The sequence below is a fragment of the Labilibaculum manganireducens genome (genome assembly GCF_963665805.2).
Taxonomy (GTDB): domain Bacteria; phylum Bacteroidota; class Bacteroidia; order Bacteroidales; family Marinifilaceae; genus Labilibaculum; species Labilibaculum manganireducens.
Genome location: NZ_CAXXEE010000003.1, coordinates 1,165,818 through 1,184,073 on the forward strand (window position 1 = coordinate 1,165,818; position 18,256 = coordinate 1,184,073).

An 18,256-nucleotide genomic window follows, 5' to 3' on the forward strand; every position below is an offset into this window, starting at 1 on the left:
GGATTCATCTGTAAATAAATAATTTCATCGAACTGAAAAAATATTGAAAATGATAAGAAAGTATTTTTTAATTTTGATTGTTTTTCAGGTATTTCAAGGATACAGTCAAAAATTTGAGGAGTTAGCACTTACGCCTCCAATGGGATGGAACAGCTGGAATAAATTTGGCTGTAATGTAAGCGAAAGTCTGATTATGGAAATGGCTGATGCAATGGCCGAAAGAGGAATGCGGGAGGCTGGTTACGAATATTTGGTGATTGATGATTGCTGGCAGGTTGGTCGCGACAGTCTTGGAAATATTATTGCCGATCCGGAACGGTTTCCGTCAGGAATGAAAGTACTTGTTGATTATGTGCATAGCAAAGATTTAAAATTTGGCATTTACTCCTGCGCCGGATCAATGACCTGTCAGTCTCGTCCGGGCAGTCGTGGATATCAGTTTCAGGATGCGCGTACTTATGCATCGTGGGGCGTAGATTATTTGAAATACGACTGGTGTTTCGATGAGGGACAAAAAGCCGAAGCCGCCTACAAAACAATGAGTGATGCTTTAAAGGCATGCGGAAGACCAATTGTATTTTCTATTTGCGAATGGGGCGAAAGTGAGCCTTGGAAGTGGGGGAAAGGAATCGGACATTTGTGGAGAACAACGGCCGATATTCGGGATTGTTACCAATGTACTTTTGATTGGGGCGGGCTTGGAATTCTCGACATCATTGATAAACAAGCTGATTTATATGAATTTGCAGGTCCCGGACATTGGAATGATCCTGATATGCTGGAAGTGGGAAATGGAGGCATGACACCGGATGAAAATAAAACACACTTTTCGATGTGGGCCATGTTGGCCGCACCATTGATGGCAGGAAACGACCTGCGAAATTTGGATAAGGGAACAGCTGAAATTCTTATGAATGAGGAGGTAATAGCAATTGATCAGGATTCAGATGGGCACCAGGCCAGAAAATTTATGGACATGGGCGAATATGAAATCTGGGCAAAACCTCTTGCTGACGGAGAAGTGGCTGTTTGCTTTTTAAACCGTACTGATGAAGTCTGGAAACTGGATTACGACTGGAAAAAACAGACGATGTATTTTGCCACAGATGTTAGTATCCATCGAAATGTATATAAAGTAAAAGATTTGTGGGAACATAAAATTATTGGGAAAACCAATGAAAATCTTGTTAAAGAAATTCCTCCTCATGGAAGCTTGTTGGTTCGCTTGATGAAGTTAAATAAATAATAAAAAACATTATAAATGAAAAAAATTCTTATTCTTATCGCGGTTTTGATGCCTTTGTACATGGCATCTGCAAAGAATGAAAAAACGGATCAGTCAGGGCAAAAAATATTTACTATTACATCTCCGCCTTCCGGTTTTAAATTCGATTCATTCTATAAAAAGTATGTTAACGTGAATGGAATTCATATTATGAGCTCCAATAAGGTTCCTGATTCCGCTTTTTATGTAGCTTGTAATATTGTCGATTTTATGACTAAAAGTTTGCCGGGTGAAGTTTTGAATCAGATGGTTAAAGAAAATGCCCGGCTTGCAATTATGGCTCGCTACGAAGGGACAACAGATATTCCGGAACATGCTCATTTGGCTCAGGACACTACATTGAACTGGGATTTGAGAGCCCGGGGACTTGGCGGTGATATGGAACTGCCGTTAACATCTTGTGCTGAAGAGAATCTGCTTGCTTATCAGATTGATAAATATCATGCTGAAGATATTTTGGTTCATGAATTTGCACATGCAATTCATTTGATTGGAATTGCACCAATCGATTCTACATTCAACAATTTACTGCAGGAAAAATTGGATAACGCCATTGCTAAAGGGAAATACAAAAAAATGTATGCCGCTACTAATATATATGAATACTGGGCCGAAGGAGTTCAGAACTGGTTTAATGTGAATGCCGAAGTTAAGGTTCCTGATGGAAAACACAATTGGGTGAATACCCGGGAAGATATGAAGAAATACGATCCGGATTTGTATGAAATTGTTGCGCGGTATTTTCCTGAATTCGAAAAAAGTCCATCCCGTCATTCTACAGCCAATTTATATCGGGAATAGGAAAAGAAAAAATTGGTTGCTGAATTAGGAGTGTGAAAGCCTTTAATAATTTAATAATGTACATCATACTATTAATTAAAAACAAATGAAAGTTCAGAAAATAACGATCATTATATTTTTACTGCTTTGCGCAGGAAATATATTTGCACAGGGAGAGTTGAAAGACTATCAGGAAGCTGAAAAGTGGCTTTACTATAATTCCCGGGCTAAAATTTATAATGCAGGAATTCAACCCAACTGGATTGGTAAGGGAGATTCATTATGGTATTCAACCAAAACAAGAAAAGGGAATGAGTATTTTTTGGCAGACTTAAAAAAGAAACAAAAAACACCTTTGTTTGATCATGAGAAACTGGCAGAAAAAATTTCCGGTTTTTTGCATAAAGAATACAAAGCGTATGATTTAAAATTAACCGGACTTAGTTTAAAGGGTAGAGATACATTAAAGTTTACTGTAGACACTTCTTGTTTTAAAATCAATTTAAAAAACTATCAATTAAAATTGGCAGTTAATCCCGAAAAAAGAAATATAACTGAGGTGCCTGCTCCAAACAACAAACAAATTGCATTTATAAAGGATTATAATATCTATCTGAAAGATAAAGATGGGAGTAACGAAGTGCAGTTGAGTAAAGATGGGTGTGAAACACTTAGTTATGGCAATTCCATTCCGTGGGAATTTGTGCGAAATGAAAGCAAAAAGCAAGATGTAGAATACGGAATAAGTGCGTATTGGTCTCCTGACTCAAAATATCTTATTTGCAGCAAATTTAACCGTAAAGAAGCTCAAAATTTATATATGTATCACAGTGCTCCTGAAAAAGGATTGCGGGCCGAAGTATACTCTTATGAACGTGCACTTGCGGGTGATACATGTCTTGCTAAAACTTCGTATGTTATTTTTAATATCGAATCGGGTAAACAAATAGAATGCGACCTTCCTGAATATGCAAGCTTTTTAGAAGGTGGTTTTGAATGGAAATCTGATACACATGCTTATATCATTCGCTACCAAAGAGGTTATCAAACAAGGGAATTAATTGATGTAAATGTTGAGACAGGGAAAACCAGAACCGTAATTTCCGAAACCGCTGACACCTATGTGGATGTAAATATGCTTTTGTACCGGATAAATAAAACCAGTAACAAAATTATTTGGTCATCGGAGAAAGAAGGATGGAATCAATTGTATTTGTACGATTATGAAACCGGTAAGCAAATAAATAAAATCACCAAGGGTGAATATGTGGTCCGCGAAATCTGTAAAGTGGATGATAAAAAGGGGAAAATATATTTCACTGCCTGTGGTATCGAAAAAGGCGATCCATATTACACGTATTTGTATTCAATCAACATTGATGGCTCAGGATTGAAATTGCTGAGCCCTGAAAATGCAACTCATACCTGTTCAATAAGTCCGAATGGTAAATATGTATTCGATGATTATTCGCGGGTTGATTTGCCAAACCATTTTTTAATTCGAGATGCGAAAAATGGAAATAAGATTTTGGATATTGCACAGCTTGATATTGAGGACCTTGTTGCAATGGGATGGAAAGCTCCGGAGATGTACAAAGTAAAAGCGAGAGATAACAAAACAGATATCTATGGAGTGATTTATCGTCCTTTTAAGATGGATTCTACAAAAAGGTATCCGATAATAGATGGAACTTATTCTGGTCCGCAAACAATTCGAACACCTAAATCATTTACTTCGGCCTTGTACAGTATGGATGTGTCATTGGCACAAATCGGTTTTGTGGTGATTACGGTCGATGGATTGGGCTCTGCTTACCGGTCCAAAAAATTTCATGATTTCTCTTATAAAAACCTTGGCGATATAGGTGCTCCCGATCATATCAAAGCCATCAGGGAAATGGCGGTTAAATATCCATATATCGATATCGAAAATGTTGGAATTTATGGTCATTCGGCCGGAGGATACGATGCGGCACATGCACTGTTAACTCATCCTGATTTTTACAAGGTTGGCGTTTCTTCTGCCGGGAATCACGATCACAGAATTGCCAAAGCATGGTGGCCCGAATTGTACATGGGTTTTCCGGCAGGGAAACATTACGACGAGCAATCCAATTTGTCTTTAGCTGATAAACTGCAAGGGAAATTGATGCTGGCGCATGGTAACATGGACAACAATGTAAATGCGGCTTCATCCATGCGAATGGCAGATGCCTTAATAAAAGCCAATAAAGATTTTGAATTGCTGTTGGTACCGGAATGCGATCACAGCAGTCTTTATTACAATAAATATTTCATCAGGAAACGCTGGGATTATTTTGTGAAGAATTTGTGGCACAAAGAAGCTCCTGATTGTTACGAGATAAAAAAATAAATTGTAATTATTTAGTATATATATCATAGGTAATTGACGCCCACTGCTTTAATGGAAAGAAGTGGGCGTTTTATTTGAAATAATAGGCGCTGAATAAGGTTGAACTTAATTTCATTGTTGCTAACAATATGACCGGGAATAGTCGCTTATTTTTTTATGTTTTTTGTAGTTTGACGGGAAAAAAGTGACTTAGCATAAATAAAAAAATACTGTTTTTTACACGAAATGTTTAAAAAAAATTACACATTTTTGTTTAAATTCTGTAATAAAAATCTTTTATAAATGGAAACAATCATCAAAGTAAATTCTATTTCGCAACTGCATAGTATGTTAGCGGTTGCCCCTCCCCAGCATCCTTTAATCAGTGTGATTGATGTGTCGAAATTGAAAATAACAGAAGAGTTAGTCGGTGTTAAAGTTAGTGCTGATTTTTATTATATCGGGTTAAAAAATGCCGATTGTGCTTCTCATTATGGGAAAAATGATTACGATTTTGATAAAGGAGTATTGGCATTTACAGCTCCGCAACAAGTTATTGCAGCAAAATCGACCACTGATTTTGATCAGGAACATGGCTGGATGTTGTTCTTTCATCCGGATCTGATTAGAGGAACTTCTTTGGGTGATAACATTGACAATTATTCATTCTTTAATTACGATACTCATGAGGCATTGCATTTATCAGATAATGAAAAGGAAACATTAAATGACTGTATTCAAAAAATAATAAGAGAATGCAGCTTGAGTACTGATAACCATAGTCAACGAGTTATCGTTTCATGTTTGGAGTTGCTCTTAAATTATTGCCTGAGATTTTATGAAAGACAGTTTGAATCCAGAGCAATCCAGAATAAAGATATCCTGGTGAAAGTTGAAAATGTACTAAAAGAATATATGCAACCAGAGTTGCTTGAGAAGTATGGGTTGCCTAAAGTTTCATACATAGCGGAAAAAGTAAATCTCTCGCAAAATTACCTTAGTGACTTATTGAGAAAAGAAACCGGCAGAAGTGCCAAAGATCATATTGATAGTGTTCTAATTGACAAAGCAAAATCACGCCTTTTATTTACTCAGGACTCTGTTTCCGAAATTGCATATTCATTGGGATTTAAATATCCGCATTATTTTGGTCGCTTATTTAAAACAAAAACAGGTCTTACACCTCAGGAGTACCGAAAATTGACATAAAATAACATAGTTGATCTTTAAAAACAAAAGAGGCTGTTGTGCAAACCGAGCATAACAGCCTCTTTTGTTTTTCCAATTCTCCCAAAATAGTGGTTTTGTGTTGCGAAATCGGTGATTTGTGTTGTCAATACAGTGATTTATGTTGTTGTAACCTCTGGCCAACTTGTATATTTGAACATAGAAAGTTGATTTTAATACGGTGTCTATAGGTTCTAATTCGGAGATTGTTTGTCAGTATCTGTAAGTGTCTTATTCACTTTCATCCAAACAGGCAACAATCGAATAGAAGATAATATCTACAACCTTAACCATTGATTTCATAATTAAAAACCCAATATAATGAAGCCTAACTATTTCTCACTTTTGAAAATCTGTTTTTTATTTTTATTGATGGGGCTAAACCCGTTATATGCAGTCGATAATCCACCAGTAATGAATGGAAATGATACTTCTCCAAAGTATTATACCGAAACAAATACTCCGGTAACTGTATTCCCAAACTTTACCATTACCGATGCTGAAGGTGATAATATTAAAGGATTAACCATATCTTTTAATTCTACCGGCCATCACAGCGACCAGGATAATCTTTCATTTATTAATCAAAGCGGAATAACCGGAAGTTTTGATAAAAATACCGGAATCCTTAAATTAAGTGGAGATGCCTCACCCACTAATTACCAGGCCGCTGTACGCAGCATTACCTATTCAAATGATGCTGCCGCCGGTTCTGCGAGCTATGACCAGCGCACAATGACCATTTCATTGGCCAATAGCGACTATTTCTCACAAGATGGAGGTTTGGGGAATGGGCACTTTTATCAGGTTGTATTAACAGCTAAGGGTTTCAATACTTCTTCGTCAGAAGCCAGTGCAAAAACATATTATGGCTTGCAAGGGTATTTGACTGCTATTACATCTGCTGAAGAAAATACATTTATCAAAAATAAAATACCTTCGAATATTGGAGCTGTGTGGCTTGGTGGTAGTGATGCAACTACAGAAGGTAGCTGGTTATGGACCGGCGGAACAGAATCCGGAACAAAGTTTTATGACAAAGGAACTAACGTAAGTACCGGTTATACAAACTGGTATCCGGGAGAACCCAATAACGATGGTGGTGAGGATTGTCTTCTGATGTACAAGGCAAGCCGCACAGCGGGAACATGGGGAGACGGAGCTAATACCACTGGCTTAAGCTATATTGTTGAGTATGGAGGAACACCCACAGATCCTGATATCAACCTGGCAATAACTACCAATTTGGATATGGTTCTTCCGAAAGCCCCCGGTGGTATTGTCGATAACCTTGAGCTTTGGCTTAATGCCGAAAAAGGGTTTACTTATACCAGTTCGACTAATGCCGAATGGATAGACCAGTCGCAAAATAAAATGGCGTTGAACGTTAGTTTAATACAATCCCCAAGCATTGGTACTGTAGCTCCAACTTTAGCTGAGAATTCGAATAATTTCAACTCAACCATTGCTTTCGACGGAGTGGGCACAGGATTGGCGTCCGCTGTTAATGCAGCCGATTTTGATTTTTCAGAAATGTCGGTTTTTTCAGTACAGCAGGTGGCTTCAGGTGTGTACTCTCATACCGTTTGGCACTATGACAACAATGGTTCTAACGATCTCGCTTTTTTTATAGACGGTAGCACTACTGGCAGCCAGTTCAACATCACAGTAAATAATTCGTCACTGGGAAATCTTACCACTCCTGTTTTGACTGATGATATCCCTCATCTTGTTGGATTTACGAGCAATGCTTCGTCTGCCCAAATTTATGTGGATGCAGCTACAGTGTTAAACGTGGGAGGTCGATCACAATTGGCCGCCAATGGAGCGCTGATGATCGGTCTTGACGCTGATGGAGCAGAAGCCCAGGATGGCGACAATCATTTAAAAGGAAATATTGGCGAAGTAATCATGTTTCGTAAAAAATTGTCCGATTTGGATCGACAGAAAGTTGAGTCGTATCTTGCTCTTAAATATGGCATATCGTTGACCGGGAATTACATAGCCTCAGATGGCATTACGAGTATGTGGACCGACGATAGTGACGGCTATAACAAGGACATTTTTGGTATTGGCCACGATGATGCCAGCGGCCTGAACCAAAAAATTTCCAAATCGGTTAACGCCGGAAGTATTTTGACCCTGTCACTGGATGCCGATTTTACTTCGGCCAGCAACGATGCTAGCCGAACTACTGAGCATACGAATGATCTGCAGTTTATAACTGTAGCCAACAACGGAGCTACTTTGACGGCTCAGTCCACCGAACTGGATGCTGCCTCAGGCTTTAACGTCCGGATAGGAAGAGAATGGAAGGTAGATGCCACCACCAACTTCTCTCAGAACGTAAATCTTAAATTTGATGGCTATGATAATGATTGGTCTTTGATTGCTACTACTAACGGAGATTTCTTTTCGGGTGTAACCACCGTAGGCGCCTTGAACGCCGATGGTGAAATTACAAATGTGTCCTTAAGCAACGGCGATTACCTTACCTTAGCTAAGATACAAAAGGCGCCGGGCGGAGTAACAAATGGCATTTCGCTTTGGATAAAGGCGAACGATCAGGTTTTTTCTGATTTGGGCGCCACTGAAGCTGCAAATAACAATACAATAGAACAATGGAGTGACCAGGGCCCTTATGGGAACAATGTTACTCAGGTAAATCCAGAAAAACCAATATATCTGGAAAATTCTTTAAATTTTAATCCGCAGGTATATTTTAATGGTACCACTGCCATGGATGGTGCGAGTTTAACAGGACTTCCTTCAGGTTCTGATGCCCGGTTGATGCGCGTGGTAGCAAGTCAAACAGCAGCTTTTACAGGAAATCATGTGCCTTTTGCCCATGGAACAGCAACCCAAAATCAAGCTCATGTAATAGCGGGTTCGGTAAATAGTAATAGTCTTGTTTATGGTTCATGGGAGGCTACAAACGATATAACCAGCAGTAGTTTTTGGACATTGAACAAACCACACATTATTGGCGGAGGTTTCGACGGCTCATCAACAACATATCTTCAGGCTGACGGGGTAACATTAACAACCGATACCGACGGTGCACCTCCAACCTGGAACACGGTGAACAGTCGAATGCGTATTGGAGCTGATATTGCAGATGTTACCGCCGAATTCTGGACAGGAAATATTGCGGAGGTCGTTGAATACAGTGCCAATATCTCCGTTAGCGACCAGCAAAAGATAGATTCATACCTCGCAATTAAATATGGTATTACCCTGAATCAAACTTCAGCTACCGATTATCTGGCTTCTGATGGTACTGTTATCTGGTCAGCTTCCGATAATACAGGCTATGTAACCGACATTTTTGGTATTGGTCAGGATGACGCTTCAGGATTAAATCAAAAGGTATCACAATCAGTAAATAACAGTAACAGCCCTATTCTGGCAACAACGAATGATTTTACTTCGTCAAACTTTGATGGAAGCAGAACGGTGCTTGGTGATGGGAACTTTATAATGATGGGACACAACAACGGCACCGATAATTCGTTTACTTCAAGTTTTAACGGTGGCACCAATAACCGTTCGGACCGTGTCTGGAAAGTAGATGAGACCCGTATAGTGGGTAATGTATATTTTGCTATACCAAAAACAGCGATAACGTTCCCTTCAGGAATACCTGTTTTGGTTGCATCTAATGACTTAACATTCAACAGTTCTGACGATATTGTTAATTTAGCTGATGATGGAACCTATTATTGGGCTTCGATAAATCCTGATAATGGAGCATATTTAGCCTTTGCATCAACAACACCAGGCTTTACGGTAAGCGAAACAACATTAACAATTGATGAAAATGCAGGAACAGGTACGTTCACAGTTGTTTTAGATGTTCAGCCATCCAACGACGTGGTTTTTGATGTTACGAGCGATAAAACGGTAGAAGCCACGGTAGATATGGTAACACTGATCTTTACATCGGCTAATTGGGACACGCCGCAGACGGTGACAGTTACTGGTTTGGATGACGATATCGACAGAGATGACACGGCAACAATCACTGTTGCCGTGAAGGATGCTTCCAGCGATGACCATTTCGATGCGCTGACCGATCAAACCGTAGGAATCACCCTGACCGATGATGATACAGCTGGTTTTATAGTTAGCGAAACAGCTTTAACAGTTGCCGAAAATGCAGGAACTGGTAGCTTTACCGTAGTTTTGAATGCAGAACCAACAAGTGATGTTGTTTTTGATATTTCGAGTGATAAAACGGAAGAAACCACGGTAGATAAGGCTACTCTGACCTTTACATCGGCTAATTGGAACACGCCGCAGACAGTAATAGTAACAGGTGTGGATGATGATATCGACAGAGATGACATGGCAACAATCACTGTTGCGGTGAAGGATGTTTCCAGTGATGACACTTTCGATGCGCTGACCGATCAAACCGTAGGAATCACCCTGACCGATGATGATGTGGCACCAACAGTTTCTACATCTGCGGTTTCTTCTATCACTTCAAGCTCAGTAACTATGGGAGGTGATATGTCAGATAAAGGTAGTGCTGATGTAACCGAAACCGGGGTTGTCTATTCTTCGATAAACGCATCTCCCGAGATAGGAGGAGCAGATGTAACGCAAGATTCAAATGGGGCAGCGACTGGAATTTTTAGTGAAACTATTGGTTCACTTGCTCCCAATACCACCTACAACTTTCAGGCGTATGCAATTAATAGTGCTGGAACGAGCTATGGTGGGGTGCAAAGTTTTACAACCAAACAAACTCAAACCATTACGTTTAATTCTCTTTCAGATAAAGCGTATGGTGACAGTGACTTTAATCCTTCAGCTGCGACAAGTAGTGGTTTAACGGTCTCTTATAGTAGTTCAAATACTTCTGTGGCTACTATTGTGGCCGGAAAGATTCATATTGTTGGAGTTGGTTCATGCACTATTTATGCTGACCAAGCCGGTGACGACACTTATGATGTGGCAACCCAGGTTTCGCAAGGATTAAACATCACTCAAAAAGCCATTACGGTTACAGCTGATGCAGGTCAGACAAAAGTTTACGGAGGTGCAGATCCGACTTTCACTTACACCACGTCAGCAACATTGGAAAGCGGTGACTCATTTAGCGGGGTACTTTCAAGAACAAGTGGAGAATCTGTAGGTTCCTACGCCATTTTACAGGGAACACTGACTGCCGGATCGAACTACGATTTAACTTTTGTGAGTAAAGATTTTAGCATCACTCAAAAAGCCATTACGGTTACTGCAGATGCATTACAAACAAAAGTTTACGGAGATTCAGATCCGACATTTACTTACACGGCATCTTCCGCATTGGAAAGCGGCGATTCCTTTAGCGGAGCACTGTCAAGAACAAGTGGAGAGTCTGTAGGTTCCTATGCCATTTTACAGGGAACACTGAGTGCAGGATCGAATTACAATTTAACTTTTGTGAGTAAAGACTTTAGCATCACTCAAAAATCCATTACGGTTACTGCAGATGCATTACAAACAAAAGTTTACGGAGATTCAGATCCGACATTTACTTACACGGCATCTTCCGCATTGGAAAGCGGTGACTCCTTTAGCGGAGCACTGTCAAGAACAAGTGGAGAGTCTGTAGGTACCTATGCCATTTCTCAGGGAAGCCTGAGTGCTGGATTGAACTACGATTTAACTTTTGTGAGTAAAGACTTTAGCATCACTCAAAAAGCCTTGACCATTACAGCCGAAGGCAAAAGCAAAGAGTACGACGGAGCAGTATACAGTGGATTTACTGTTACTTACGCTGGATTTATAAGTGGAGAAGATGAAACTGATCTGGGAGGAGCACTTGTTTATAGTGGAACAGCAACAACAGCAACCAATGTTGGAACCGGCTATGTCATCACTCCGGGCGGATTGACTTCATCCAATTATGCCATTACATTTGTTGATGGTTCATTGGACATTAGTCAAAAAGCCTTGACCATTACAGCCGAAAACAAAAGCAAAGAGTACGACGGAGCCGTATACAGTGGATTTACTGTTACTTACGCTGGATTTATAACAGGTGAAGATGAAACTGATTTATCAGGCACACTGGCATTCACGGGAACAGCAAGCACAGCAACCAATGTTGGAACCGACTATGTCATCACTCCGGGCGGATTGACTTCATCCAATTATGCCATTACATTTGTTGATGGTTCATTGGACATTACTCAAAAATCCTTGACCATTACAGCCGAAAACAAAAGCAAAGAGTACGACGGAGCAGTATACAGTGGATTTACTGTTACTTACGCCGGATTTATAACAGGTGAAGATGAAACTGATTTATCAGGAACACTTGTTTATAGTGGAACAGCAACAACAGCAACCAATGTTGGAACCGGCTATGTCATTACTCCGGGCGGATTGACTTCATCCAATTATGCCATTACATTTGTTGATGGTTCATTGGACATCACTCAAAAATCCTTGACCATTACAGCCGAAAACAAAAGCAAAGAGTACGACGGAGCCGTATACAGTGGATTTACTGTTACTTACGCCGGATTTATAACAGGTGAAGATGAAACTGATCTGGGAGGAGTACTTGCTTATAGCGGAACAGCAAGCACAGCAACCAATGTTGGAACCGGCTATGTCATTACTCCGGGAGGTTTGACTTCATCCAATTATGCCATTACATTTGTTGATGGTTCATTGGATATAACCCAAAAAGCAATAACGGTAACCGCTGATGCAGGTCAGACAAAAGTTTACGGAGATGCAGATCCGACATATACTTACATGTTATCTTCCGCATTGGAAAGCGGCGACTCCTTTAGCGGAGCACTGTCAAGAACAAGTGGAGAGTCTGCAGGTTCCTACGCCATTTTACAGGGAACACTGAGTGCGGGATCGAACTACGATTTAACATTTGTGAGTAAAGACTTTAGCATCATTCAAAAAGTCTTAACCATTACGGCGGAAGACAAAAGCAAAGAGTGCGACGGAGCCGTATATAGTGGATTTACTGTTACTTACGCTGGATTTATAACAGGCGAAGATGAAACTGATTTGGGAGGAGCACTTGTTTATAGCGGAACAGCAACAACTGCTACGAATGTTGGAACCGGCTATGTCATCACTCCGGGCGGATTGACTTCATCCAATTATGCCATTACATTTGTTGATGGTTCATTGGACATTACTCAAAAATCCTTGACCATTACAGCCGAAAACAAAACCAAAGAGTACGACGGAGCCGTATACAGTGGATTTACTGTTACTTATGCTGGATTTATAACAGGTGAAGATGAAACTGATTTATCAGGCACACTGGCATTCACGGGAACAGCAAGCACAGCAACCAATGTTGGAACCGACTATGTCATCACTCCGGGCGGATTGACTTCATCCAATTATGCCATTACATTTGTTGATGGTTCATTGGACATTACTCAAAAATCCTTGACCATTACAGCCGAAAACAAAAGCAAAGAGTACGACGGAGCCGTATACAGTGGATTTACTGTTACTTACGCCGGATTTATAACAGGTGAAGATGAAACTGATTTATCAGGAACACTTGTTTATAGTGGAACAGCAACAACAGCAACCAATGTTGGAACCGGCTATGTCATTACTCCGGGAGGTTTGACTTCATCCAATTATGCCATTACATTTGTTGATGGTTCATTGGATATAACCCAAAAAGCAATAACGGTAACCGCTGATGCAGGTCAGACAAAAGTTTACGGAGATGCAGATCCGACATATACTTACATGTTATCTTCCGCATTGGAAAGCGGCGACTCCTTTAGCGGAGCACTGTCAAGAACAAGTGGAGAGTCTGCAGGTTCCTATGCCATTTTACAGGGAACACTGAGTGCCGGATCGAACTACGATTTAACATTTGTGAGTAAAGACTTTAGCATCACTAAAAAATCCTTGACCATTACGGCGGAAGACAAAAGCAAAGAGTACGACGGAGCCGTATACAGTGGATTTACTGTTACTTACGCCGGATTTATAACAGGTGAAGATGAAACTGATTTATCAGGAACACTTGTTTATAGTGGAACAGCAACAACAGCAACCAATGTTGGAACCGGCTATATCATCACTCCGGGCGGATTGACTTCATCCAATTATGCCATTACATTTGCCGATGGTTCATTGGACATTACTCAAAAAGCCTTGACCATTACAGCCGAAGACAAAAGCAAAGAGTATGACGGAGCCGTATACAGTGGATTTACTGTTACTTACGCCGGATTTATAACAGGCGAAGATGAAACTGATTTATCAGGAACACTTGTTTATAGTGGAACAGCAACAACAGCAACCAATGTTGGAACCGGCTATGTCATTACTCCGGGAGGTTTGACTTCATCCAATTATGCCATTACATTTGTTGATGGTTCATTGGACATTAGTCAAAAAGCCTTGACCATTACAGCCGAAAACAAAAGCAAAGAGTACGACGGAGCCGTATATAGTGGATTTACTGTTACTTACGCTGGATTTATAACAGGCGAAGATGAAACTGATTTGGGAGGAGCACTTGTTTATAGCGGAACAGCAACAACTGCTGCGAATGTTGGAACCGGCTATGTCATCACTCCGGGCGGATTGACTTCATCCAATTATGCCATTACATTTGTTGATGGTTCATTGGACATTACTAAAAAATCCTTGACCATTACAGCCCAAAACAAAAGCAAAGAGTACGACGGAGCCGTATACAGTGGATTTACTGTTACTTACGCTGGATTTATAACAGGTGAAGATGAAACTGATTTATCAGGCACACTGGCATTCACGGGTACAGCAAGCACAGCAACCAATGTTGGAACCGGCTATGTCATTACTCCGGGCGGATTGACTTCATCCAATTATGCCATTACATTTGTTGATGGTTCATTGGACATTAGTCAAAAAGCCTTGACCATTACAGCCGAAAACAAAAGCAAAGAGTACGACGGAGCAGTATACAGTGGATTTACTGTTACTTACGCTGGATTTAGAACAGGCGAAGATGAAACTGATTTATCAGGCACACTGGCATTCACGGGAACAGCAAGCACAGCAACCAATGTTGGAACCGACTATGTCATCACTCCGGGCGGATTGACTTCATCCAATTATGCCATTACATTTGTTGATGGTTCATTGGACATTACTCAAAAAGCCTTGACCATTACAGCCCAAAACAAAAGCAAAGAGTACGACGGAGCCGTATACAGTGGATTTACTGTTACTTACGCCGGATTTATAACAGGCGAAGATGAAACTGATTTATCAGGAACACTTGTTTATAGTGGAACAGCAACAACAGCAACAACAGCAACCAATGTTGGAACCGGCTATGTCATTACTCCGGGCGGATTGACTTCATCCAATTATGCCATTACATTTGTTGATGGTTCATTGGATATAACCCAAAAAGCAATAACGGTAACAGTTGATGCAGGTCAGACGAAAGTTTACGGAGATGCAGATCCAACATTTACTTACACGGCATCTTCCGCATTGGAAAGCGGTGACACCTTTAGCGGAGCACTGTCAAGAACAAGTGGAGAGTCTGTAGGTTTCTACGCCATTTTACAGGGAACACTGAGTGCAGGATCGAACTACAATTTAACTTTTGTGAGTAAAGACTTTAGCATCACTCAAAAACTCTTAACCATTACGGCGGAAGACAAAAGCAAAGAGTACGACGGAGCCGTATACAGTGGATTTACTGTTACTTACGCTGGATTTAGAACGGGCGAAGATGAAACTGATTTATCAGGCACACTGGCATTCACGGGTACAGCAAGCACAGCAACCAATGTTGGAACCGGCTATGTCATTACTCCGGGAGGTTTGACTTCATCCAATTATGCCATTACATTTGTTGATGGTTCATTGGATATAACCCAAAAAGCAATAACGGTAACAGTTGATGCAGGTCAGACGAAAGTTTACGGCGAATCCGATCCGACTTACACCTACATTGCAGCACCGGGATTGGAAAGCGGCGACAGCTATAGCGGAGCACTATCAAGAGCAGCAGGAGAGTCTGCAGGTTCCTACGCCATTTTACAGGGAACACTGAGTGCGGGATCGAACTACGATTTAACATTTGTGAGTAAAGACTTTAGCATCATTCAAAAAGTCTTAACCATTACGGCGGAAGACAAAAGCAAAGAGTGCGACGGAGCCGTATATAGTGGATTTACTGTTACTTACGCTGGATTTATAACAGGCGAAGATGAAACTGATTTGGGAGGAGCACTTGTTTATAGCGGAACAGCAACAACTGCTACGAATGTTGGAACCGGCTATGTCATCACTCCGGGAGGTTTGACTTCATCCAATTATGCCATTACATTTACTGATGGTTCATTGGACATTACCATTGCATCTCAAATCATAATTTTCAATCCTTTGGGAACAAAAGTTTATGGTGATGCACCATTTACAATTTTTGCAACAGGAGGTATTTCTGGTAACCCAGTTGTTTTTACTAGTTCAGATCAAAATGTTGCTGTTTGTTCGGGAGTTAATGGCGAAATTGTAAACATTATTGGAGTAGGTACATGTATGATTAACGCGAATCAGGCAGGTAACAGTAATTTCAATTCTGCAATTCAGGTTAGTCAAATACTCACAGTTAATAAATATATTGCCGGAGACACCGATGGAGATGGTGTTATCACAGATCCGGAAATAGCAGGAGACACTGATGGAGATGGTGTTATTACTGATCCGGAAATAGCCGGAGACACAGACGGAGATGGTGTTATTACTGATCCGGAACTTGCCGGAGACACAGACGGCGATGGTGTTATCACAGATCCGGAAATAGCCGGAGACACAGACGGAGATGGTGTTATCACAGATCCGGAAATAGCCGGAGACACAGACGGAGATGGTGTTATTACTGATCCGGAACTTGCCGGAGACACAGACGGCGATGGTGTTATCACAGATCCGGAAATAGCCGGAGACACAGACGGAGATGGTGTGATCACAGATCCGGAACTTGCCGGAGACACCGATGGAGATGGTGTTATCACAGATCCGGAAATAGCCGGAGACACAGACGGAGATGGTGTTATTACTGATCCGGAAATAGCGGGAGACACTGACGGAGATGGTGTTATCACAGATCCGGAGATTGCAGGAGATACTGACGGAGATGGTGTTATCACAGATCCGGAAATAGCAGGAGACACTGACGGAGATGGTGTTATTACTGATCCGGAACTTGCCGGAGACACGGACGGCGATGGTGTTATTACAGATCCGGAAATAGCCGGAGACACAGACGGCGATGGTGTTATCACAGATCCGGAAATAGCGGGAGACACAGACGGCGATGGTGTTATCACTTATCCGGAAATAGCCGGAGACACCGATGGCGATGGTGTTATCACTGATCCGGAAATAGCAGGAGACACAGACGGCGATGGTGTTATCACAGATCCGGAAATAGCCGGAGACACAGACGGAGATGGTGTGATCACAGATCCGGAACTTGCCGGAGACACCGATGGAGATGGTGTTATCACAGATCCGGAAATAGCCGGAGACACAGACGGAGATGGTGTTATTACTGATCCGGAACTTGCAGGAGACACCGATGGAGATGGTGTTATCACAGATCCTGAGATTGCAGGAGATACTGACGGAGATGGTGTTATCACAGATCCTGAGATTGCAGGAGACACCGATGGAGATGGTGTTATCACAGATCCTGAGATTGCAGGAGACACTGACGGAGATGGTGTGATCACAGATCCTGAGATTGCAGGAGACACTAATGGCGATGGAGTAATTGATGATTCTGAATCAACTGAAATCACTTTAAATCTGGTAAATGATGTTGATAATCCATTGAGTCTTTGTGATGATACTGAGGTTGAACTTGCATACACCGATTTAATCGGGAATCCAAGTCAATATAGAATCACATTCGAAGAATCAGCGAGTGCTGCAGGATTTCATGATATAGATTATACTGATATTATATCGAATTCAGGAGTGTTTCAATTTGCAGTTCCTGTTGGGGTTCCGGATGGTGTGTATGAAGGGAATCTGCAATTGAGAAATAACTTTGGGATAGAGTCTGTGGCTTATAAATTTCAGTTTATCGTAAATGTATCAGCAGAATATATTATTTCGAAGTATGATGATGTGGTGCTGTGTGACAACAGCAGTGAACGATTTGTAGCTTATCAGTGGTATAAAGATGGAGTTGCGGTTCCGGGTGCTGTTAATCAATTCTATAATGATCCTGATGGTCTGATTGGTTCGTATTCTTTGGATTTAATAACTATTGACGGACAGCATTTGACAACCTGCTCAAAGGAATTCAATATTCCATTAAATAAATCAATTAGTGTTTATCCTAATCCGGTAAGTAGTAATAGTAAATGTACTGTTCGTATGAATGGTTTTGACGAAGAGGAATTATTGGGAAGTCAATTGTCAATATTCAATTCGTTTGGAGCAAAAGTATTTTATACTGAAGATGTGATAAAAGAAAATGTATTACTGCTTCAATTGAAAAATGGAGTTTATGTTGGATATGTCACTACTGAGACGGGATCTAAGTATTCATTTAAAATTCTTATTCAAAAATAGCAGGTGTATCTTATCATGAGAAA

The 18,256-nt window shown here is 40.8% G+C and carries 5 protein-coding genes; all 5 read left to right on the top strand.

The features are described 5' to 3' along the window. Window positions 1-49 precede the first annotated feature (49 nt). Window positions 50-1,246, top strand: coding sequence for a glycoside hydrolase family 27 protein (locus tag ACHZAX_RS04525; RefSeq protein ID WP_320018184.1), 1,197 nt, complete (start codon window positions 50-52; stop codon window positions 1,244-1,246). A 15-nt stretch (window positions 1,247-1,261) separates the two neighbouring features. Further along, complete coding sequence (locus ACHZAX_RS04530) at window positions 1,262-2,086, top strand: M90 metallopeptidase family protein (RefSeq protein WP_320018185.1); 825 nt, start codon at window positions 1,262-1,264, stop codon at window positions 2,084-2,086. Window positions 2,087-2,171: 85 nt separating this feature from the next. Continuing rightward, the gene (locus ACHZAX_RS04535) at window positions 2,172-4,439 is read left to right on the top strand and encodes a S9 family peptidase (protein WP_320018186.1); all 2,268 of its coding nucleotides are present in this window, start codon (window positions 2,172-2,174) and stop codon (window positions 4,437-4,439) included. A 282-nt stretch (window positions 4,440-4,721) separates the two neighbouring features. Further along, window positions 4,722-5,627 carry a helix-turn-helix domain-containing protein gene (locus ACHZAX_RS04540; protein WP_101309248.1) on the top strand — a complete coding sequence of 302 codons (906 nt, stop codon included), beginning with the start codon at window positions 4,722-4,724 and terminating at the stop codon, window positions 5,625-5,627. A gap of 339 nt (window positions 5,628-5,966) precedes the next feature. Then, window positions 5,967-18,233, top strand: coding sequence for an MBG domain-containing protein (locus ACHZAX_RS04545; RefSeq protein WP_320018187.1), 12,267 nt, complete (start codon window positions 5,967-5,969; stop codon window positions 18,231-18,233). Window positions 18,234-18,256 lie beyond the last annotated feature (23 nt).

What these genes read in the sequence shown, in the direction of transcription:
- ACHZAX_RS04525 (WP_320018184.1), top strand. Translation starts at nt 50, where the DNA reads ATGATAAGAAAGTATTTTTTAATTTTGATTGTTTTTCAGGTATTTCAA.
- ACHZAX_RS04530 (WP_320018185.1), top strand. Translation starts at nt 1,262, where the DNA reads ATGAAAAAAATTCTTATTCTTATCGCGGTTTTGATGCCTTTGTACATG.
- ACHZAX_RS04535 (WP_320018186.1), top strand. Translation starts at nt 2,172, where the DNA reads ATGAAAGTTCAGAAAATAACGATCATTATATTTTTACTGCTTTGCGCA.
- ACHZAX_RS04540 (WP_101309248.1), top strand. Translation starts at nt 4,722, where the DNA reads ATGGAAACAATCATCAAAGTAAATTCTATTTCGCAACTGCATAGTATG.
- ACHZAX_RS04545 (WP_320018187.1), top strand. Translation starts at nt 5,967, where the DNA reads ATGAAGCCTAACTATTTCTCACTTTTGAAAATCTGTTTTTTATTTTTA.